This window comes from Streptomyces sp. NPDC015220 (genome assembly GCF_043079345.1).
Taxonomy (GTDB): Bacteria; Actinomycetota; Actinomycetes; order Streptomycetales; family Streptomycetaceae; genus Streptomyces.
On the sequence record NZ_JBIBUK010000005.1, the window covers coordinates 191,471 to 212,604 of the forward strand.

At 72.8% G+C, this 21,134-nt stretch carries 16 protein-coding genes; 13 read left to right on the plus strand and 3 right to left on the minus strand.

Going from position 1 to position 21,134, the window contains the following annotated elements; genetic code table 11:
* Positions 1 to 42 precede the first annotated feature (42 nt).
* Entirely contained in the window at positions 43 to 1,794 is a 1,752-nt protein-coding gene (locus ACF061_RS14475; RefSeq protein WP_392267190.1) for a dolichyl-phosphate-mannose--protein mannosyltransferase, read from the minus strand.
* 315 nt (positions 1,795 to 2,109) lie between these two features.
* On the opposite strand from ACF061_RS14475, the gene rsmI reads away from it, so the two are divergent.
* The 10 genes from rsmI (at position 2,110) to ACF061_RS14525 (ending at position 15,336) form a co-directional block, all read left to right on the plus strand.
* Positions 2,110 to 2,955: a 16S rRNA (cytidine(1402)-2'-O)-methyltransferase gene (rsmI, locus tag ACF061_RS14480; protein WP_392267191.1), complete on the plus strand. Its 846-nt coding sequence runs from the start codon at positions 2,110 to 2,112 to the stop codon at positions 2,953 to 2,955.
* 264 nt (positions 2,956 to 3,219) lie between these two features.
* Positions 3,220 to 3,645, plus strand: a complete 426-nt coding sequence (locus ACF061_RS14485; RefSeq protein WP_392267192.1) for a hypothetical protein — start codon at positions 3,220 to 3,222, stop codon at positions 3,643 to 3,645.
* A 154-nt stretch (positions 3,646 to 3,799) separates the two neighbouring features.
* Positions 3,800 to 4,678 carry a TatD family hydrolase gene (locus tag ACF061_RS14490; protein ID WP_392267193.1) on the plus strand — a complete coding sequence of 293 codons (879 nt, stop codon included), beginning with the start codon at positions 3,800 to 3,802 and terminating at the stop codon, positions 4,676 to 4,678.
* A 116-nt stretch (positions 4,679 to 4,794) separates the two neighbouring features.
* Positions 4,795 to 6,393, plus strand: a complete 1,599-nt coding sequence (locus ACF061_RS14495) for a ubiquitin-like domain-containing protein (protein WP_392267194.1) — start codon at positions 4,795 to 4,797, stop codon at positions 6,391 to 6,393.
* Positions 6,394 to 6,533: 140 nt separating this feature from the next.
* A complete protein-coding gene (rsmA, locus tag ACF061_RS14500) occupies positions 6,534 to 7,421 on the plus strand; it encodes a 16S rRNA (adenine(1518)-N(6)/adenine(1519)-N(6))-dimethyltransferase RsmA (protein ID WP_392267195.1) in 888 nt (295 codons plus the stop codon).
* Positions 7,418 to 8,311: a 4-(cytidine 5'-diphospho)-2-C-methyl-D-erythritol kinase gene (locus tag ACF061_RS14505; protein ID WP_392267196.1), complete on the plus strand. Its 894-nt coding sequence runs from the start codon at positions 7,418 to 7,420 to the stop codon at positions 8,309 to 8,311. Before rsmA ends, ACF061_RS14505 begins: the two co-directional genes overlap by 4 nt.
* A 166-nt stretch (positions 8,312 to 8,477) precedes the next feature.
* Entirely contained in the window at positions 8,478 to 10,292 is a 1,815-nt protein-coding gene (locus ACF061_RS14510) for an ABC-F family ATP-binding cassette domain-containing protein (protein WP_392267197.1), read from the plus strand.
* Positions 10,293 to 10,546: 254 nt separating this feature from the next.
* Entirely contained in the window at positions 10,547 to 12,505 is a 1,959-nt protein-coding gene (locus ACF061_RS14515; protein WP_392267198.1) for a PQQ-binding-like beta-propeller repeat protein, read from the plus strand.
* Between the two features lie 64 nt (positions 12,506 to 12,569).
* Entirely contained in the window at positions 12,570 to 14,474 is a 1,905-nt protein-coding gene (locus tag ACF061_RS14520; RefSeq protein WP_392267199.1) for a PQQ-binding-like beta-propeller repeat protein, read from the plus strand.
* A 196-nt stretch (positions 14,475 to 14,670) separates the two neighbouring features.
* The gene (locus ACF061_RS14525) at positions 14,671 to 15,336 is read left to right on the plus strand and encodes a LuxR C-terminal-related transcriptional regulator (RefSeq protein WP_392267200.1); all 666 of its coding nucleotides are present in this window, start codon (positions 14,671 to 14,673) and stop codon (positions 15,334 to 15,336) included.
* Between the two features lie 124 nt (positions 15,337 to 15,460).
* Here the strand turns inward: ACF061_RS14525 and ACF061_RS14530 are convergent, their stop codons facing one another.
* Positions 15,461 to 15,787 (minus strand): hypothetical protein, encoded by a 327-nt coding sequence (locus ACF061_RS14530; RefSeq protein WP_392267201.1) that lies wholly within the window; start codon positions 15,785 to 15,787, stop codon positions 15,461 to 15,463.
* Between the two features lie 21 nt (positions 15,788 to 15,808).
* A complete protein-coding gene (locus ACF061_RS14535) occupies positions 15,809 to 17,500 on the minus strand; it encodes a sodium:solute symporter family protein (RefSeq protein ID WP_392267202.1) in 1,692 nt (563 codons plus the stop codon).
* Positions 17,501 to 17,770: 270 nt separating this feature from the next.
* Here ACF061_RS14535 and galT point away from each other — a divergent pair, with 270 nt between their 5' ends.
* From galT to galK, 3 genes are read left to right on the plus strand one after another with little or no spacing between them, the layout of a single operon-like run.
* Positions 17,771 to 18,865, plus strand: coding sequence for a galactose-1-phosphate uridylyltransferase (gene galT / locus ACF061_RS14540; RefSeq protein WP_392267203.1), 1,095 nt, complete (start codon positions 17,771 to 17,773; stop codon positions 18,863 to 18,865).
* Positions 18,862 to 19,830: a UDP-glucose 4-epimerase GalE gene (gene galE, locus ACF061_RS14545; RefSeq protein WP_392267204.1), complete on the plus strand. Its 969-nt coding sequence runs from the start codon at positions 18,862 to 18,864 to the stop codon at positions 19,828 to 19,830. Before galT ends, galE begins: the two co-directional genes overlap by 4 nt.
* Positions 19,830 to 20,984, plus strand: a complete 1,155-nt coding sequence (galK, locus tag ACF061_RS14550) for a galactokinase (RefSeq protein ID WP_392267205.1) — start codon at positions 19,830 to 19,832, stop codon at positions 20,982 to 20,984. The genes galE and galK overlap by 1 nt, the downstream gene beginning before the upstream one ends.
* Positions 20,985 to 21,134 lie beyond the last annotated feature (150 nt).

Sequence of the window (21,134 nt, forward strand, 5' to 3'; positions counted from 1 at the left end):
GGGCAAGTCGCCGACCAGCCCGTCGCGGAGCTATTCGCCCAGCTAGACCCAGGTGTCCAGCCACATCCGCGCCCGCCAGTCCTCTATCGGGATGGCGGTGCCGGTGTAGAGGGGCCAGAAGTAGATGAAGTTCCAGGCGATCAGCAGGACCAGGACGCCCGCGCCCGTCGCGCCGGCCACGCGGCGGGTGTCGGTGGCGCCGGGTGGGCCGATGACCGCGCCGATCAGCATGGTGACGGCGAGGCAGAGGAACGGGACGAAGACGACGGCGTAGAAGAAGAAGATCGTGCGCTCCTGGTACAGGAACCAGGGCAGGTAGCCGGCCGCGACGCCGCAGGCGATGGCGCCGGCGCGCCAGTCGCGGCGGAAGAACCAGCGCCACAGGACGTACACCAGCGCCGCGCAGGCCGCCCACCACAGCATCGGAGTGCCGAGGGCGAGGACCTCGCGGGCGCACTTCTGGCCGGCGTCGGCCGGGCAGCCCGCGGTGCCGGGCGAGGGGGACTCGTAGAAGTACGAGACCGGGCGGCCGTCGACGATCCAGCTCCACGGGTTGGACTGGTAGGTGTGCGGCGAGGACAGGCCGACGTGGAACTTGTAGACCTCGTGCTCGTAGTGCCACAGGCTGCGCCACCAGTCCGGGAAGAGCCAGGACCAGGGGCTGCCCCTGCCGTCCGTCGCCGCCCAGTTGCGGAAGTAGCCGCCGGTGCCGTCGGTGGGGGAGAAGATCCAGCCCGCCCAGGACCAGATGTAGGTGATGACCGCGACCGGGACCGTCGCCAGGAACGCCCAGCCCAGGTCGCGGCGGACGACCGTCGCGTACGGGCGCCGCGCGCCGGCCACCCGGCGCGCGGCCACGTCCCACAGCACGGTCATCACGCAGAACGCGGCCAGGATGTACAGACCGTTCCACTTGGTGCCGATCGCCAGGCCCATCATCAGGCCCGCCGCCCAGCGCCAGGGGCGGGCGCCCAGGCGGGCGGCCTCCGCGACGCGCGCGTCGGGCCGGACCCGTCCGTCGGCGTCCACCGGCAGCGCGGCGGCGAGTCTCGCGCGCGCCTTGTCCCGGTCGATCAGCAGACACCCGAAGGCGGCGAGGACGAAGAACATCAGCACGCCGTCGAGGAGCGAGGTGCGGCTCATCACGAAGTGCAGCCCGTCCACCGCCATCAGCGTGCCCGCCACGCAGCCGAGGAAGGTGGAGCGGAACAGCCGGCGGCCGATCCGGCACAGCAGCAGCACGGAGAGCGTGCCCAGCAGCGCCGTCATGAAGCGCCAGCCGAACGGGTTGAACCCGAACATCAGCTCGCCCAGCCCGATCACGTACTTGCCGACCGGCGGGTGCACCACGTACGCGGCATCGGACGGGACGGTGAGGTGGCCGCCGGTGCTGAGGATCAGGTCGTTGGCGTTCTTGTCCCAGTTGACCTCGTAGCCGCGGTGGACGATCGCCCACGCGTCCTTGGCGTAGTACGTCTCGTCGAATATCACCGCCTTCGGGCTGCCCAGGTGCCAGAACCGCAGCACGCCCGCCAGCAGCGTGACCAGCAGCGGGCCGATCCAGCCCGACCAGCGCGTGACGTGGTCGGCGAGCCGCCGCGGGACGCCGAGCGCGGCCCACAGCCGGGGACCGGGCTCCGCGTACGGGGGCACCAGCCGGTCCCGTACGTCGCCCGCGGGCGCCGCCGGGTCCGTCCGGTGGCCGAAGCGGCGCAGCCGCTGCTGCCACGACGCCCGCTGGTCGTACGGGGCCAGGTCCTGCCGGGTGTCCGTGGAGGACGCGGTACTCGTCACCGAGCCATCGTAGGGAACCGCGCTGTGTGAGTCCCGTGCACGGCGGCGCCGGGCCGGATGCGTCCGTCCGAGACGGGCCCCGCGGCGGCCCCGCGGCGGCCCGGCGACGGGTCGGCGGTGGGGGCGGTGGGCTCCGGGCGGGCTCGGCGAGCGGGCGCCAAAGGCGCTTCCCGGCGGCCCGGTGCCGCGCTCCCTGCGGCCTTGGCGGCGGCCCGCCGCCGGGGCTGCTGCCGCCGGGCCCGCCGCGGGATCGCCGGCCGGTCGGCGGGGACGCCCGCGCGGGGCGCCGCCGGGAGGCTTGAGAGGATGGGAGGCGTGACTGGAACCCTTGTCTTGGCTGGCACTCCCATCGGCGACGTCCAGGACGCGCCGCCCCGGCTCGCCGCGGAACTGGCGGGCGCGGACGTGGTCGCCGCCGAGGACACCCGGCGACTGCGCAGACTGGCGCAGGCGCTGGGCGTCACGCCCGGCGGCCGGATCGTGTCGTACTTCGAGGGCAACGAGTCCGCCCGGACGCCGGAGCTGGTCGAGGAGCTGCTGGGCGGGGCGCGGGTACTTCTGGTGACGGACGCGGGGATGCCGTCCGTCTCCGACCCCGGCTACCGGCTGGTCGCGGCGGCCGTCGAGAAGGACGTGCGGGTGACCGCCGTGCCCGGGCCGTCGGCCGTGCTCACCGCGCTGGCGCTGTCCGGGCTGCCGGTCGACCGGTTCTGCTTCGAGGGCTTCCTGCCGCGCAAGGCGGGCGAGCGGCTGTCCCGGCTGCGCGAGGTGGCCGGCGAGCGGCGCACGCTCGTCTACTTCGAGGCCCCGCACCGCCTCGACGACACGCTCGCGGCGATGGCCGAGGTGTTCGGCGCCGAGCGGCGGGCCGCGGTGTGCCGGGAGCTGACCAAGACGTACGAGGAGGTGAAGCGCGGCGGGCTGGGCGAGCTGGCCGCGTGGGCCGCCGACGGTGTGCGCGGCGAGATCACGGTGGTGGTCGAGGGCGCGCCCGAGAAGGGCTCCGAGGAGGTCGGCCCCGAGGAACTGGTACGGCGGGTACGCGTCCGCGAGGAGGCCGGCGAGCGGCGCAAGGAGGCCATCGCGGCGGTGGCGGCCGAGGCCGGTCTGCCCAAGCGCGAGGTGTTCGACGCGGTGGTGGCCGCCAAGCACTCCGGTTGACGTCCGCGCCCGGCCCGGCCCGCCCAGGACACCGCTCACAACCCCTCTGAGCAGGGCGTATCTCTCATGAGCGCGCGCCCCATGGGGGAGCAAAGCGACGTTTCGGGAACGCAAAGGAACACCTGCCGTTCGGGGGAGCCTCGGGCAAGCGACGTCCAAATCGGGTCCAACACTCGACAGGTCCGTCGCGTTCGCGCCACCGGAGGCGTCCACTGGAACAGGGACGCATCCGTCCCTTGGTCCAGCGGAACACGAGGAGCTGGCATGAGCGAGAAGGCAGGGTGGGCCGGTCACCGCGATTCGGCCACCGCAGTCGTCAACGAGTCGTACTCCTTCGCCTGCATGCGCTGCGGGCACGGGTGGGAGCAGTCGTACGAGATAGAGCACCACACCGACGCCGACGGGCACGACTTCCTGTTCTACGTCGCGGACGGCCGGATAGTGCCCTCGCCGCTGAGCCGGCCCAACTGCCGGAACTGCGACGGCCACGTCGTGCGGATCATGCGGGCCGGCCGGGTGTCCTCGGCCCAGAACCACCTGCACGAGCGCCGGCGCCACCGCGCGGCGGGACCCGTGGTGGACCCGGCTGCCGAGTCCGTGTCCGGGGAGGAGACTACGGCCCGGAAGCCGGACGACCACCACTGGCACCTGTCCGACCTGCTGCACCCGTTCCACCGCAGGACGGACTGAGCGCAGGCGGCCCCGAAGCGGCCCGGCGGCGGCCCCGGAGCGGCCCGGCGGCGGCCCCGGAGCGGCCCGGCGTCGAACCGGCGCCGACCCCGGGCCGGTTCGTGCGAAGGGCCGGCCGGTCTGGACAGGCATGTCCTTTTCGTAGGATCGGGGCATGCCTTCGAACGCCGACAAGAACGCGGCGCCCCCGCTCCCGGAGCCGCTCCGGATACCGGTCGCCGACTCCCACACCCACCTCGACATGCAGTCCGGCACGGTCGAGGAGGGGCTGGCCAAGGCCGCGTCGGTGGGGGTGACCTCGGTCGTCCAGGTCGGCTGCGACGTCAAGGGGTCGCGCTGGGCCGCCGAGACCGCCGCGGCGTACGAGAGCGTCCACGCGGCGGTCGCCCTGCACCCGAACGAGGCGCCGCGCATCGTCCACGGCGACCCCGACGGGTGGTCCCGTCAGGGTGCGCGCGAGCCCGGCGGCGACGCCGCGCTGGACGACGCGCTCGCCGAGATCGACCGGCTGGCCGCCCTGCCCCAGGTCAGGGGCGTCGGCGAGACGGGACTGGACTACTTCCGCACCGGTGACGAGGGCAAGGCGGCGCAGGAGCGTTCCTTCCGCGCCCACATCGAGATCGCCAAACGGCACGGCAAGGCCCTCGTCATCCACGACCGCGAAGCCCACGCCGACGTCCTGCGCGTCCTCGCGGAGGAGGGCGCCCCCGAGCGCACCGTGTTCCACTGCTACTCCGGGGACGCGGAGATGGCCGAGGTGTGCGCGCGCGAGGGCTACTACATGTCCTTCGCCGGCAACGTCACCTTCAAGAACGCCCAGAACCTGCGGGACGCCCTCGTGGTCGCACCGCTGGAGTTGGTCCTGGTGGAGACCGACGCGCCCTTCCTCACCCCGGCGCCCTACCGCGGACGGCCCAACGCCCCCTATCTCGTCCCGGTCACGGTGCGCGCGATGGCCGCCGTGCGGGGCATCGACGAGGACGCGCTGGCCACGGCGCTCGCCGCGAACACCGCACGCGCCTTCGACTACTGACCGTGCGGTAGGACACGCAGCGTAGCCATCCCGCTTTGGAGAGTGACCGACGCTCCGCTAGGTTCTGGGGGCCCGATCCGGGCCCTCGTGACCTCGGCCCCCTGGAGCGTGTCGGTGTGAGCACCTCGCCGTATGAGACCTACGAGCCCTGTGCGACCGCCGGGCCCCGTGAGACGTACGACCCGTCGCGCCCCGCGACCGCGGTGCTTCATGCGACGTACGACCCGCCGCGCCCGGTGGACGGGATCACCGCGGCCTACGGAGTCACCGAGGCGGGCGGGACGATCGGGAGTCCTGGGTATCCCCGGCCGAGCGGGACCATCGGGGAGCTCAGGTGCACCGAGACCGGCAAGATTTTCGGGGCCCACCGGTGCACCGAGGCCGACGAGACCTTCGGGGTGCACGGGCGCACCGAGGCCGACGAGACCTTCGGGGCCCACCGGCGCACCGAGGCCGACGGGGCCGGCGAGATCGGCGCGCGCCCGGTGTGGACGCCCCACGGCGACACCTATCGGCCCGCCTACGAACTCGCCGGGCCGGCACTGTCCCGCCAGACCTCCGGGAGCGGCGCCGGAGCGCGCCGGGGCGTGCGGCGACGCCGGGCGCGCTACCCGGGACGGCCGGAGACGGGGATGCGCCGACTGCTGCCGCAGGCGCTGGTCGTCGCGTTCCTGGCGGGCGGCACCACGGCGTTCGTCGCCAAGGACAAGGCGATCGAGCTCAGCGTGGACGGCAGGCCGCGCACCCTGCACACCTTCGCCGACGACGTGACCGGACTGCTCGCCGACGAAGGCGTGCCGCTGGGGACGCACGACGCCGTGGCGCCCGCTCCCGGCACCGCGCTCAGCAGCGGCGACGACGTCACGGTGCGCCACGGGCGTCCGGTACGGCTGACCCTCGACGGGCGCCGCAGCGAGCAGTGGACGACGGCGCGCACGGTGGAGGAGGCGCTCAGGCAGTGGGGAGTGCGGGTGGAGGGCGCGTACCTTTCGGCCGCGCGCTCCCAGCCCATCGGGCGGGCCGGCCTCACGCTCGACGTGCGCACCGAGCGCTCGGTGACGGTGATGGCGGACGGCCGGGCCGGCACCGTGCGCACCAACGCGGCCACCGTCGCGGAGGCGGTGGCCGCGGCCGGGGTCACCCTGCACGGCCAGGACACCACCTCCGTGCCGCCGGAGAGCTTCCCGCGCGACGGGCAGACCGTCACCGTGCTGCGGATCACCGGGGGGCGGGAGGTCCGGGAGGAGCCGATCCCCTTCGTCGTGCGGCGCATCGCCGACCCCACGCTGTTCCAGGGCACGGAGGTCGTCGAGCGGGCCGGACAGAGCGGGATCCGCCGGGTCACCTACGCCCTGCGCACCGTCAACGGCGTGCGGCAGCGGCCGCGGCGCGTCGGGTCGGAGGTGGCGCGCGCCCCGCGTGCGCAGGTCGTCAAGGTCGGCACCCGGCCCCACCCGCCGTCGGTGCGCGGCGCGGACCACCTGAACTGGAGGGGGCTCGCCCAGTGCGAGTCGGGCGGCCGGCCGGACGCGGTGGACCCCTCCGGCACGTACGGCGGGCTGTACCAGTTCGACCGGGGCACCTGGCACGGCCTCGGCGGCCAGGGGCGCCCGCAGGACGCGCCGGCGGCGGAACAGACGTACCGCGCGAAGAAACTGTACGTACGCCGCGGAACGAGCCCCTGGCCGCAGTGCGGAGGGCGGCTGACGAGCTGACCGGGTCCCGCTGCCGGCAGCCGCCGCGCCGTGCCGGCAGCCTCCGCGCCGTGGCGGCGGCCGCCCGGCCGGGCGCGGCCCGGTCCCGGCGCCGGCCGACCGTGGTCGGCGCGCCGAGCGCGTCCCCGTACCCTTGTGCCGTGAGCAGCCCCACCCCCGACGCCCTGCTGGGCCCCGCCGACATCCGTGAGCTGGCGGCGGCCCTCGGCGTACGCCCCACCAAGCAGCGCGGCCAGAACTTCGTGATCGACGCGAACACGGTCCGCCGTATCGTCCGCACCGCAGACGTCCGGCCCGAGGACGTGGTCGTCGAGGTCGGCCCGGGGCTCGGCTCCCTCACCCTGGCCCTGCTGGAGGCCGCCGACCGGGTCACCGCCGTCGAGATCGACGACGTGCTGGCCGCCGCGCTGCCCGCGACCGTCGCCGCCCGCATGCCCGACCGCGCGGACCGCTTCGCCCTCGTCCACCGCGACGCGATGCACGTCGCCGAGCTGCCCGGACCGGCCCCGACCGCGCTGGTCGCGAACCTGCCGTACAACGTCGCCGTGCCCGTGCTGCTGCACATGCTCGACACCTTCCCGAGCATCGAGCGCACCCTCGTCATGGTGCAGGCGGAGGTCGCCGACCGGCTCGCCGCCGCGCCCGGCTCGAAGGTGTACGGCGTGCCGTCCGTGAAGGCCAACTGGTACGCCGAGGTCAAGCGGGCCGGCGCGATCGGCCGCAACGTCTTCTGGCCGGCGCCGAACGTCGACAGCGGACTCGTCTCCCTGGTCCGGCGCACCGAGCCGATCAAGACCTCCGCCACGAAGCGCGAGGTCTTCGCCGTCGTCGACGCGGCCTTCGCCCAGCGGCGCAAGACCCTGCGGGCCGCGCTGGCCGGCTGGGCCGGCTCGGCCGCGGCGGCGGAGGCGGCGCTCGTCGCGGCCGGGGTGTCGCCGCAGGCGCGGGGGGAGTCCCTGACCGTCGAGGAGTTCGCGCGGATCGCGGAGCACCGCACCGCGGAGCACGAGGAGCCCGGAGACCAGTGACCGTCACCGTCCGTGTCCCCGCCAAGGTCAACGTCCAGCTCGCCGTGGGCGCCGCCCGGCCCGACGGCTTCCACGACCTGGCCAACGTCTTCCTGGCGGTCGGCCTGTACGACGAGGTCACCGTCACCGAGGCCGACGAGCTGCGCGTGACCTGCGCGGGCCCGGACGCCGCCCAGGTCCCGCTGGACCGCACGAACCTCGCGGCCCGCGCGGCCCTCGCGCTCGCCGAGCGGCACGGCCGCGAAGCCCGGGTGCACATCCACATCGACAAGGACATCCCGGTGGCCGGCGGCATGGCGGGCGGCAGCGCGGACGGCGCCGGCGCGCTGGCCGCCTGCGACGCGCTGTGGGGCACCGGCGCCTGTCGCGAGGAACTGCTGGACATCTGCGCCGAGCTGGGCAGCGATGTGCCGTTCAGCCTGGTCGGCGGGGCGGCGCTGGGGACGGGACGCGGGGAGCGGCTGCGGGAGCTGGAGGTGGGCGGCACGTTCCACTGGGTCTTCGCGGCCGCCGACGGCGGACTGTCGACCCCGGCGGTCTACCGCGAGTTCGACCGGCTGAACGAGGGCGTGCGGGTGCCCGAACCGGCCGCCTCCCGGGACCTGCTAGACGCCCTGGCCAAGGGCGACGTCCACGCGCTCGCGGCCACCCTCTCCAACGACCTCCAGCCCGCCGCGCTGTCCCTGCGCCCCTCCCTCGCCGAGACCCTGACGGCGGGGCGGGAGGCGGGGGCGCTGGCGGGCCTGGTCTCGGGGTCGGGACCGACGACGGCGTTCCTGGCCGCGGATGCGGGGGCGGCGGCCGAGGTGGCGCGGGCGCTGCGTGCCTCCGGGACCTGCCGGACCGCCCGGGTCGCCCAGGCCCCGGCGGCCGGGGCGACGGTGGTGTGAGGAACCGAGGGCCGATCCCGGGGGGCGGGGCCTCGCCGCCCGCCCTGCGCGGCGGCGCGCGTTCCCGGGCGTCCCGTCACGAACGGTGACGAACCTCCCACGCTCCGGCCCACCCCCCGAAGGGCCTAGGCTTGAAGGCTGATCGATCCTTCCGGGCAGGAGTGAAATGGCCGTCAACCTGGTCAATGTCGAGAACGTCAGCAAGGTGTACGGCACGCGTGCCCTGCTCGACGGCGTCTCGCTCGGTGTGTCCGAGGGGGACCGGATCGGCGTCGTCGGACGCAACGGCGACGGCAAGACCACCCTCATCCGGATGCTGGCCAGGCTGGAGGAGGCGGACAGCGGGCGCGTCACCCACTCCGGCGGGCTGCGGCTCGGCGTGCTCACCCAGCACGACTCCCTCGATCCCGAGGCCACCGTGCGGCACGAGGTCATCCGGGACATGGCCGACCACGAGTGGGCGGGCAACGCCAAGATCCGCGACGTGCTGACCGGGCTGTTCGGCGGCCTGGACCTGCCCGGTTTCCCCAAGGGGCTGGACACCGTCATCGGGCCGCTGTCCGGCGGTGAGCGGCGGCGCATCGCGCTGGCCAAGCTGCTCATCGAGGAGCAGGACCTGATCGTCCTGGACGAGCCCACCAACCACCTCGACGTCGAGGGCATCGCCTGGCTCGCCGAGCACCTGCGGAGCCGGCGCTCGGCGCTGGTCTGCGTCACCCACGACCGGTGGTTCCTGGACCAGGTCTGCACCCGCATGTGGGACGTGCAGCGCGGCACGGTCCACGAGTACGACGGCGGCTACTCCGACTACGTCTTCGCCCGCGCCGAGCGCGAGCGGATCGCCGCCACCGAGGAGGCCAAGCGGCAGAACCTGGTCCGCAAGGAGCTGGCCTGGCTGCGGCGCGGCGCCCCGGCCCGCACCTCCAAGCCGCGCTTCCGCGTGGAGGCCGCCAACGAGCTGATCAAGGACGTGCCGCCGCCGCGCGACCGCAGCGAACTGATGAAGTTCGCGTCGTCGCGGCTGGGCAAGACGGTCATCGACCTGGAGGACGTGACCGTCCAGGCAGGACCCAAGGTGCTGCTCAAGCACGTCACCTGGCAGCTCGGACCGGGCGACCGCATCGGTCTGGTCGGCGTCAACGGCGCCGGGAAGACGTCCCTGCTGCGGGCCATGGCCGAGGCGGCCCGCACCGAGGGCGAGGCACAGCCCGCGGGCGGCCGGATCGCCGTCGGCAGGACCGTGAAGCTGGCCTACCTGTCCCAGGAGGTGGCGGAACTCGACCCGGACTGGCGGGTCCTGGAGGCCGTGCAGCGCGTGCGTGAGCGCGTCGACCTCGGCAAGGGACGGGAGATGACCGCCGGTCAGCTCTGCGAGACGTTCGGCTTCGGCAAGGAGAAGCAGTGGACGCCGGTGGGCGACCTGTCCGGCGGCGAGCGGCGGCGGCTGCAACTGCTGCGCCTGCTGATGGACGAGCCCAACGTCCTCTTCCTCGACGAGCCCACCAACGACCTCGACATCGAGACCCTCACCCAGCTCGAGGACCTCCTCGACGGCTGGCCCGGCTCGATGATCGTCATCTCCCACGACCGGTTCTTCATCGAGCGCACCACCGACACCGTGCAGGCCCTCCTCGGCGACGGCACGCTGCGGATGCTGCCGCGCGGCATCGACGAGTACCTGGAGCGGCGCCGGAGCATGGAGCAGCGGGCCACGGCTGCCGCGACCCCGGCGCCCGCCCCCGAGACGGCCGCCGCGCCCGAGCGGAGCGCCGCCGAACAGCGCGCCGCCAAGAAGGAACTCCAGAAGATCGAGCGGCAGTTGGACCGGATCTCCGAGAAGGAGACCAAGCTGCACGCACGGATCGCCGAGAACGCGACGGACTTCGCCAAGGTCGCCGAACTCGACGCCGAACTGCGGGACCTGGCGGGGGAGCGCGAGGAGCTGGAGCTGCGCTGGCTCGAACTCGCCGAGGACGCCTAGGCGCGTGGCGGGGGGCGCGTGCGCCGTGTGAAGGGCGCGTGCTGGTTTCCGGGGGGTTCCCGGGGGGCGTAACGAGGGCATCACGGGCCGGTTCTCCCTTGGGAACAGGGGTGGGCGCGGCCCGGTGGCGCGTCGGCGGCCAGTGATAGAAAGGGCCGTCCGACAACTGTCTGAAACCGGCTGAGTACGCCTCCGGGACCACCGCGAGTCCCGGGACGTGGCTAGAAATCAGCCGATGAGGGGGAAACGCGCTGATGTCTCAGCCACCACCCAACCAGCCGCCGCAGGGCGGCTTCGGCGCACCGGGGCCCCAGGACCGGCCTCCGCAGCCGTACCCGCCCCAGGGCGGCGGCGGTTTCGGCCCCCCGCAGGCCGACCCCCACAAGCCCCAGGACCCGCGGCAGGCGCCGCCGCCGCCCCCGGCCCAGCCGCCTCAGCAGCACCAGGGCGCGGAGCAGCCGCCCCCGCCGGCCGGCCCGCCGCAGCCCCAGCCCGGCTACGGCCACCCCCAGCAACCCGCCCCCGGCCCCTACGCCCAGCCGGGACCGTACGCCCAGCCGGGACCGTACGCCCAGCCGGGACCGTACGGTGCGCCGGGCCCCTACGGCCCGCCCGGCGCGCCCACCGCGCCCGGCGCCGGACCGTACGGGCAGCCCCAGCAGCCCCAGCAGCCGGGGCAGTTCGGGCAGCAGCCGGGTCCGTACGGGACCCCGCAGCCCGGCTACGGCTATCCGCAGCCGCAGTTCCCGGGCGCGCCCGGCACCCCGCCGCCCGGCGGCGGTTCCCGCAACCCGTTCAAGGGGCGGCCCGTCGTCGTGATCGGCGCCGCGGTGGCCGCGCTGCTCGTCGTCGGCGGCACCGTGCTGCTGGTCGGCGGCGGTGACGGCGGGGGCGAGAAGAAGCCGGTCGCCCAGAAGAGCGACGGCGCGACGGCATCCGCCTCCGAGGTCCCGGTCAACCCCGGTGACGGCAGCGGCGACGGCGGCAAGGACCCGGAGGACCTCAACGAGGGCCGCCAGGCCGGCGAGGCCAAGGTGCTCTGGTACAAGGAGGCGCCCGACGCGCCCGGTTCCGGCGCCGACGCCCCCGGCATGTGGATCACCGACAAGGCGGCGGTGAAGGCCGCCTACAAGCAGGTCTTCGCCTACAACGTCGGTGACGGCGAACCCACCTGGGCGCCGGTCTCCTTCCCGCAGAAGATCTGCGCGGTCACCCCGCAGAAGTCGGCCGACGACAAGATCGTCGTGGCCTACGAGAGCGGCAGCAGCGACCGCGCCAAGTGCAACCAGCTCCAGCAACTGGACCTGAACACCGGCCGGAAGGGCTGGAGCGCCAAGCTCCCCGAGGGGCAGCTCTTCGACAGCACGATCACCATCGGACTGACCATCACCGGCAAGACGCTGATGGTGGGCCGCTCGCAGTCGGGTGTGGCCTACGACGTCGGCAGCGGCGCCAAGCTCTACGACAAGCGGAAGTACGGCGAGGCCTGCTTCCCGAACTCGTTCGCGGGCGGTGCGCGGCTGATCCAGCTGGCCTCCTGCGGCGCCGGCGGCTCCAACGCCCACGACGAGGTGCAGGAGCTCGACCCGGCCACCGGCAAGGCCAGGTGGACCAAGAAGGTCCCCAAGGGGTGGTCGGTCCAGCGCACGTACTCCGTCGACCCGGTGATCCTGTACTCGACCGACGAGAAGAAGCACTGGAACGTCTCGACCCTGAACGGCGACGGGTCCGTCCGCTCCCAGGCCGACGTCAAGGGCTCCTTCGCCCCCCGGTGCGGCTGGGCCATCCTCACCCGGGACCTCCAGGGCTGCCAGGGCGTCGCCTCCGACGCCGACACCCTCTACCTGCCCACCCAGGCCACCACCGGTCCCAACGAGATCGTCGCGGTCAACCTCGCCACCGGCAAGGAGAAGTGGCGCGTGAAGTCGCCCGGGGACAGCTCGATGATGCCGATGAAGGTGGAGGGCGGGAAGCTGATCGCCTACGTCGAGCCGTCGTACGACGCCGGCGGCCAGGTCGTGTCCGTGCCGACGGCCGGGTCCGTCCACACCCCCGCCAAGCTGCTGCAGAATCCGCAGGGCACCGCGCAGATCGAGAACGGCTTCTTCTCCAGTGACGTCGACTGGGCCGGCGGGCGCTTCTACATCTCCACCACCCGGCTGAGCGGCAGTGACAAGTCGAAGGAGAAGCTGATGCTGGCCTTCGGCAACTGAGGCCGGCCCTCCCGCCCCGGCTCCTCCCCCCGCAGTCTCTCCGTCCCCCGAAGGTGCACCCGTCATGACCCAGCCGCCGCCCCCGCCGCCCAACCAGCCGCCGCAGCAAGGCTTCGGCCCGCCGCCGGCCCAGCCGCCGCAGCCCGGACCCCCGCAGCCCGCGCCGGGCTACGGCTACCCGCAGGCCCCGCAGCCGGCCCAGGGCGCCGCACAGACGCCCCCGCCGCCGCTCCCGCCGACCGGCCCGCCGCAGCCGCCGGCGGGCTATGGCTACCCCCAGGCACCCCAGCCACCGCACGGGTCGCACGGCCCCCAGGGTCCGCAGCCGTCCGCGGGCTACGGCTACCCGGGGCAGCCGCCCGCCCCGGCGCCGGGCGCCCCGAACCCGTACGCCCACCCCCAGCAGCCGGGCCCGTACGGGGCCCCGCAGCCGCAGCCGCAGCCGCAGCCCGGCTACGGATACCCCGCTCAGCCCGGCGGGCCCACCGTGCCGATGCAGCCGCAGGCCGTGCGGCCGGGCGGCGGCGGTGGCGGCAGGGACAACAAGCAACTGCTGATCATCGTCTCGGCGGTCGTGGCCATCGCGCTGATCGTCGGCGGCGGCATCTGGTACTCGAAAACCTCCGGCGACGGGGACGGGAAGAAGGAGACCGCGAACTCCAGCGGCTCCGCCGGGGGCAAGGGCGGGGACCAGGGCGGCGGATCGGCGCACGGCACGGAGAAGGCGCCCGCCGACACCACAGCCAAGGTGCTGTTCCAGGTGCCGCTGCCGAAGGTGCAGGACTCCACCACCGTCGCCGGGTCCTGGCTCACCGACAAGGTGTACGCCAAGTCCGGCGTCGCCGAGATCGCGGGCTACGACCCCGACAAGGGCACCAAGCTGTGGACGGTCAAGCTCCCCGGCCCGGTGTGCCGCGCCACTCCGCACACCACCTCCGACGGCCGGACGGCGATCCTGTACGAGCCCGCCATGCCGACCAAGGCCCGGCCCTCGCACGGGTGCAGTCAGATCGCGGCGCTCGACGTCGTCGCCGGCAAGAAGCTGTGGACACGGACGGTCAAGTCCGGCGACCAGCTGATCAACTTCGACAACATCACCATCGGCGGCGGCACGGTCGCCCTGGGCGGCACCAACGGCGGCGCCGCCTTCGACATCGCCGACGGCACGCCCCGGTGGGCTCCGAAGCCGGCCGACCCCTGCTACGACGCCGGCTACGCGGGCGGCGACAAGCTGGTCGCGGTGCGCAAGTGCGGTCGGTACGGCAACCGGCAGCTCCACATCCAGACCCTCGACCCGAAGTCCGGGAAGGTGAACTCCGAGTACAAGCTGCAGACCGGCATCGAGGACGCGAGCGTGGTGTCCACCGATCCGCTCGTGGTCGCCGCGGACGTCGGGGACTCCGCCGAGGGCAAGGGCATCTCGGACGTCTTCAGCATCGACAACCGGACCGGCGCCCTGCGCACCAGGATCTCGGTGCCCGCCGACCGCTACGAGGCCAAGTGCGACGGGATCAGCCGGATCGAGGGCTGCACCGGCATCGTCATCGGCAACGACAAGGCCTACCTGGCCACCGCGGAGCACGACGGCAGCGCGGGCAGCTACGGGCAGACCAACGAGATCGTCGCCTTCGAACTCGGCACCGGCAAGCAGACCGGCCAGCGCGCGGACGCGGGCGACGGCTACACGATCACCCCGCTGCGCATGGACGGCGGCGACGTGCTGGCCTACAAGTCGCCGCCCTACGACAAGGGCAGCCAGGTCGTCGGCATCGACGGCGGCTCGTTCGAGCAGACGAAGCTCCTGGAGACCGCCTCGACCGATGCGGTCCACGACCTCGTGACCAGCTTCTCGACGTCCTTCGCCGAGATCCTCTACCACGACGGCCGCCTGTACATGTCGCAGGCCTACGCCTCGCACTGGACCAGCACGAGCGAACGCTGCCTGGTCCTGGCGCTGGGCACGGGGTGACCGGGACGCGTCGGAAAGTGCCCCGATCCGGGGCACTTCTCGCCGTTAGGGGCAGCGCCGTGCCGGACCAGCGTGTAGTTTCCCGGAGCATCGGTGCGCGACGGGCGGGAGGGCCGGGGGGCCTCCCGCCCGTTCGGGCCTGTCGGAGCACGGACGGCCCGCGCGGCCGTCCGTCGGGGGACTGGGGGGTTGCTCGATGGGAGTGCGGCTCATGGTGGTCGACGACCACCGTCTGCTCGCCGAGGCGCTGGCCTCGGCCCTGAAGCTGCGGGGACACCGGGTGCTGGCCGCGGCGGCCCCGGCCGCCGGGGCGGCGGATCTGGTGATCAGCCGCGCGCCGGAGGTGTGCCTGCTGGGCACGGCGGCGCCGGCCGAGCCGGCGACGTTCGACCCGGTCGCGCAGATCAAGCGGGAACGCCCGCAGGTGGCGGTGGTCGTCCTCGGCCCCGTGCCCTCGCCGCGCGGCATCGCGGCCGCCTTCGCCGCGGGCGCCTCCGGCTATGTGCGCCACGACGAGCGGATCGAGGGCGTGGAACGGGCGATCGTCAAGGCCCGGGCCGGCGAGGCCGCCATCGCCCCGCAGCTGCTCCAGGGCGCCTTCGCCGAACTGCTGAACCCGACGGCCGAACCGGACGACGAGGGCCGGCGCCTGCTGCGACTGCTCACGCCGCGGGAGGTGGAGGTCCTGGTCAGGGTCGCCGAGGGCGAGGACACCCGGCTGATCGCGGCCGGCATGGGCATCGCCCCGAGCACGGCCCGCACCCACGTCCAGCGCGTCCTGATGAAACTGGGCGTGGGCTCCCGGCTGGAGGCGGCGGCCCTGGCCGCCCGCACCGGACTCCTGGACCGCGCCCGGACCTGAACGCCCGTGCGACGCCCGGGGTCTCCCCGCTCCAGGACCCGGTGCCGCGGCCGGGCGGAGGCGTCAGGGCCGGGCCGCGCTCACCGCCCGCCGGCTCCGGCTGCCCGGCGCCCCCGCGCCCGCCTCACTCGGAATCCGGCTCTTCCGGTGCAGCCGTGGGCCGCAGCTTCAGCCAGAGCAGGAAGAACACCCCCAGCGCCAGCATCCCGATCCCGGTCCACAGGTTGATGTTCACCCCCTGCGCCTTGTCGATCGCGGCCTGGGAGTCGGTGATCCCGGTGATCGTCACGATGATCCCGTACAGCACGAACAACCCGCCGATGATCCGCCGCAGGTCGAAGATGCGCGCGGCGGTCGCGGACTTGCCCTGAAGCTCGGAGACCTCCCGCTGGACGTCCTGTTCGGAGTAGCCGGAGCGGTCGGGGCGTGCGGAGTTTTCGGACTCTGACATAATCTCTCAATCCTCCCGCGGTCAGAACGAGAACGGGACGTAGCAGATGGCGGCGAGGACGACCGCGCCCCAGCCGAGCAGCGCGGGCCGGCGGTACCACACCTCGTCACCGGGAGCGGGCGCCTCGGCCATGCCCGGCGACCTGGTGCCGTAGACCAGTCCCCGCAGTTCCTGCTCGGGCTTGGGCTTGGTGAACAGCGACACGGCCACCATGACCACCGCGCCCGCGACGAAGCCGGCGATGGCGGAGACGAAGTTGGCGCCCTGGTCGGTGGGGATGTGGATGACGTCCCGCTTGTAGAGGACGAAGTAGTTGACCATCGCCGCCGTCGTACCGGCGAGCAGGCCCCAGAAGCCCGACTTCTTCGACGCGCGCTTCCAGAACATGCCGACGATGAACACCACGAACATCGGCACGTTGAAGAAGGAGAACAGCGTCTGCAGGTAGCTCATGATGTTCGAGAACGACGACGCCAGGAACGCCGTGCCGACCGAGGCGAGCACGCCGACCACGGTGATCAGCCGCCCGAACCGCACGTAGTACGCGTCCTCGCGGTCCTTGACGACGTACTTGGCCCAGATGTCGGTGGTGAACACGGTGTTGAACGACGACACGTTGGCCGCCATGCCGGCCATGAACGCGGCGAGCAGACCGGTCACCGCGATGCCGAGCACGCCGTTGGGCAGCAGCTCCTGCATCAGGTACGGGATGGCGTCGTTGTACTGGAGCCCGGAGGCGGAGGTGCCGATCTTCGGCACCAGCGCGGCGGCGACCAGACCCGGGATCATCACCAGGAAGACGATGAAGATCTTCGGGAAAGCGGCGATGAGCGGGGTGCGCTGCGCGGCGGACAGGTTCTTCGCGGACAGGGCGCGCTGCACCTCGGCGAAGTTGGTCGTCCAGTAGCCGAAGGACAGCACGAAGCCGAGGCCGAGCACGATGGTCAGCCAGTTGGCGCCGAGCGGGTTGGCGTGGCCGATGCCGGTGCCGCCCCATGCGGTGGTGAAGTTCGCGCCGTGCGTCTGGTCGAGCTTGTGGGTCAGGCCGTCCCAGCCGCCGACCTTCTTCAGGCTCAGCACGACGATGGGGATGAGGGCCGCGAGGATCACGAAGAACTGCAGCACCTCGTTGTAGATCGCGGACGACAGTCCGCCGAGGGTGATGTAGGCGAGGACGAAGAAGCCCGCGACCACGATCGCCACCCACTGCGGCCAGCCCAGCAGCGCCTCGACGACGATCGCCAGGGCGTAGAGGTTCACGCCGGCGATCAGGATGGCCGCGAAGGCGAACAGGATCGAACTGAGCAGGTGCGCGCCCCGGTCGAAGCGCAGCAGCAGGAACTCGGGGACCGAGCGCACCTTGGAGCCGTAGTAGAACGGCATCATCACCAGGCCGAGGAAGACCATGGCCGGGATGGCGCCGATCCAGTACCAGTGCACGGTGTAGGCGCCGTACTGGGCGCTGTTGGCGGCCATGCCGAGGATCTCGGTGGCGGCCAGGTTGGCGGAGATGAACGCCAGGCCGGTGATCCACGCGGGCAGCGAGCGTCCGGAGAGGAAGAAGTCGAGGCTGGTCTTCACCGAGCGGCGCGCGGCGAGGCCGATGCCGAGGACCACGGCGAAGTAGATGCCGAGGATCGTGTAGTCGAGGCCGTTGGTGGGGAGACGTAGCTCCGCTGCCAGGTACGCGGGTGCGTATGTGGGGGTTTGCATGAGAACTCGCTTCGTCGCGCGAACTGGTCCAGCGGGGAACCTACGCCTTCGCGTTCATAAAATGAACACTTTTGTTGGTTGTCTTTGTTTGATTGTGATGTAGCCCGTGCGGGTGACTGTCGCGGAAAGGCAAGCCCTGTCCAGGTAAGCCGCGACGGCGTACGGCCAAAAGCTTCGGTGGTTGGTTGTGACGTGTTATGTTTGATTGTGTTGAGTGAAGTGACTGGCTGATCGGGTGCGGCCCGGGCTGGACCAGTAGGGAGTCCGACAGTGAAGAAGACCTCGACCCGGCTGGCCGACGGTCGTGAGCTGATCTACTACGACCTGCGCGACGACACCGTGCGCGACGCCGTCGACCGGCGGCCCCTGGAGCCGACCGTCACCACCTCCGAGGTTCGCCGGGACGCGCTGCTCGGCGACGCGGTGGCCGTGGCCTCCCACCGCCAGGGCCGCACCTACCACCCGCCGGCCGACGAGTGCCCCCTGTGCCCGACCCAGGGCGAACGGCTGACCGAGATCCCCGACTCGTCGTACGACGTGGTGGTCTTCGAGAACCGCTTCCCGTCGCTGGCCGGCGACTCCGGCCGCTGCGAGGTCGTCTGCTTCACCTCCGACCACGACGCCTCCTTCGCGGACCTGACCGAGGAGCAGGCGCGGCTGGTCCTGGACGCGTGGACGGACCGGACGTCGGAACTGTCCCATCTGTCCTCCGTCGAGCAGGTGTTCTGTTTCGAGAACCGCGGCGAGGAGATCGGCGTGACGCTCGGTCACCCGCACGGCCAGATCTACGCCTACCCCTTCACCACCCCGCGCACCGCGCTGATGCTGCGCTCCCTGGCCGCCCACAAGGACGCCACCGGCGGCGAGAACCTCTTCGACGCCGTCTTGGAGCGGGAACTCGCCGGCGAGCGGATGGTCCTGGAGGGCGAGCACTGGGCGGCGTTCGTCCCGTACGCCGCGCACTGGCCGTACGAGGTCCACCTCTACCCCAAGCGCCGCGTCCCCGACCTGCTCGCACTCGACGAGGCGGCGCGCACAGAGTTCCCCAAGGTGTATCTGGAACTGTTGAGGCGCTTCGACCGGATCTTCGACGGACAGGGCGGACGGACCGGCGGGAAGGAGGGAGCGGGCGAACCGCCGACGCCCTACATCGCGGCCTGGCACCAGGCCCCGTTCGGCGCCCTGGAGGAGTTCGACGGGGTGGTCCGTGAGGACTTCGCGCTGCACCTCGAGCTTTTCACCATTCGCCGCACTTCCGGCAAGCTGAAGTTCCTCGCGGGCTCCGAGTCCGGCATGAGCGTGTTCATCAACGACGTGCCGCCGGAGCGCGCGGCCGAGCGACTGCGAGAGGTAGCGAGTTCATGAGCGGGAAGTACCTGGTGACGGGCGGCGCGGGCTATGTGGGCAGCGTGGTGGCCCGGCATCTGCTGGAGGCCGGCCACGAGGTCACCGTCCTGGACAACCTCTCGACGGGCTTCCGCGAGGGCGTCCCGGACGGCGCCGCCTTCGTCGAGGGTGACATCCGGGATGCCGCCAAATGGCTGGATTCCTCCTACGACGCGGTGCTGCACTTCGCCGCGTTCTCACAAGTGGGCGAGTCGGTGGTGAAGCCGGAGAAGTACTGGGACAACAACGTCGGCGGCACCATGGCGCTGCTCGCGGCGATGCGCGAGGCCGGCGTGCGCAGGCTGGTCTTCTCCTCCACGGCGGCGACGTACGGCGAGCCCGAGCGCACGCCGATCCCCGAGACCGCCCCGACCCGGCCCACCAACCCCTACGGCGCCTCCAAGCTGGCCGTCGACCACATGATCACCGGTGAGGCGGCGGCGCACGGCCTGGGCGCGGTCTCGCTGCGCTACTTCAACGTCGCCGGCGCCTACGGCGCGCACGGCGAGCGCCACCAGCCCGAGTCGCACCTGATCCCCCTGGTCCTCCAGGTCGCCCAGGGCCGCCGGGACGCGATCTCGGTCTACGGCGACGACTACCCGACCCCGGACGGCACCTGCGTCCGCGACTACATCCACGTCGCCGACCTGGCCGAGGCGCATCTGCTCGCGCTGTCGGCCGCCGAGCCGGGCGAGCACCTGATCTGCAACCTCGGCAACGGCAACGGCTTCTCCGTCCGCGAGGTGATCGAGACCGTACGGCAGGTCACCGGCCACCCGATCCCCGAGGTCGTGGCCCCGCGCCGGGCCGGCGACCCGGCGGTCCTGGTGGCGTCCGCCGCCGCCGCCCGCGAGAAGCTCGGCTGGAACCCGTCCCGCGCGGACCTCGCGGGCATCGTCGCGGACGCCTGGGAGTTCGCGCGGCACATCGCGAGGGAGCAGTAGTGGAGGTACAAGAGGTCCGCGGCGGCTTCACCGCGCTCTACGGCGCCGAACCGGACGGGGTCTGGGCGGCGCCGGGCCGGGTCAACCTCATCGGCGAGCACACCGACTACAACGACGGCTTCGTGATGCCGTTCGCACTGCCGCACCACACGATCGCCGCGGTGGCCCGCCGTGCGGACGGCGTGCTGCGCCTGCACTCGGCGGACGTCCCGGGCGGCCCCGTGGAACTGCGCGTGGCCGATCTGGCCCCCGGGTCCGACAAGGACTGGACGGCGTACCCGGCGGGCGTGGTCTGGGCGCTGCGCGAGGCCGGCCACCAGGTGCCGGGCGCGGACGTCCACCTCACGTCGACGGTCCCGTCCGGCGCGGGCCTGTCCTCCTCGGCCGCGCTCGAGGTCGTGGTCGCCCTGGCCCTGAACGACCTCTGCGACCTGGGCCTGAAGGGCTGGCAGCTGGCCCGCCTGTGCCAGCGCGCCGAGAACGTCTACGTCGGCGCCCCCACCGGCATCATGGACCAGACCGCCGCGGCCTGCTGCACCGCGGGCCACGCCCTGTTCCTGGATACCCGCGACCTGTCCCAGAGCCAGATCCCCTTCGACCTGGCGGCCGAGGGCATGCGCCTGCTCGTCGTCGACACCCGCGTCAAGCACGCCCACAGCGACGGCGAGTACGGCAAGCGCCGCGCCGGCTGCGAGAAGGGCGCGGCGCTGCTCGGCGTGGACGCCCTGCGCGACGTGCCGTACGCGGACCTGGACGCGGCGCTGGACCGGCTCGGCGACGAGCGGGAGGTACGCCGCCTGGTCCGCCACGTCGTCACCGAGAACGAGCGCGTCGAACGGGTCGTCTCCCTCCTGCGGTCGGGCGTCACCCGCGCGATCGGCCCCGTCCTGACGGCCGGTCACGCCTCCCTGCGCGACGACTTCCGCATCTCCTGCCCGGAACTGGACCTGGTCGTCGACACGGCCCTCGCCTCGGGAGCCCTGGGCGCCCGCATGACGGGCGGCGGCTTCGGCGGCTCGGCGATCGTCCTCGCCGAGGAGCCCGACGTCCCCTCCGTCACCAAGGCGATCGAGGAGGCCTTCGCCACCGCGTCCTTCACCTCCCCGCGCGTCTTCGAGGCGGTGCCCTCGGCGGGGGCACGGCGGGTGGGGTGACCCCGCCCCGGTGACGCGTGACGTCCGGTGCCGTGAGTGTCTGCGGCGCCGGGTGTCACGGGGTGATGCGGATCGATCCACAGGGCGTGGGGACGAGATCACCGAGCTGCACCGAGCTGCCATTTCGGCCACACGCCTCAGCGTCGTATG

Bases quoted from the DNA above. Each gene is read 5' to 3' on its own strand.
- ACF061_RS14485 (WP_392267192.1), top strand. From the start codon at position 3,220: ATGAGCGAGAAGGCAGGGTGGGCCGGTCACCGCGATTCGGCCACCGCA.
- ACF061_RS14490 (WP_392267193.1), top strand. From the start codon at position 3,800: ATGCCTTCGAACGCCGACAAGAACGCGGCGCCCCCGCTCCCGGAGCCG.
- ACF061_RS14510 (WP_392267197.1), top strand. From the start codon at position 8,478: ATGGCCGTCAACCTGGTCAATGTCGAGAACGTCAGCAAGGTGTACGGC.
- ACF061_RS14515 (WP_392267198.1), top strand. From the start codon at position 10,547: ATGTCTCAGCCACCACCCAACCAGCCGCCGCAGGGCGGCTTCGGCGCA.
- ACF061_RS14520 (WP_392267199.1), top strand. From the start codon at position 12,570: ATGACCCAGCCGCCGCCCCCGCCGCCCAACCAGCCGCCGCAGCAAGGC.
- ACF061_RS14525 (WP_392267200.1), top strand. From the start codon at position 14,671: ATGGGAGTGCGGCTCATGGTGGTCGACGACCACCGTCTGCTCGCCGAG.
- ACF061_RS14530 (WP_392267201.1), bottom strand. From the start codon at position 15,787: ATGTCAGAGTCCGAAAACTCCGCACGCCCCGACCGCTCCGGCTACTCC.
- ACF061_RS14535 (WP_392267202.1), bottom strand. From the start codon at position 17,500: ATGCAAACCCCCACATACGCACCCGCGTACCTGGCAGCGGAGCTACGT.
- galE (WP_392267204.1), top strand. From the start codon at position 18,862: ATGAGCGGGAAGTACCTGGTGACGGGCGGCGCGGGCTATGTGGGCAGC.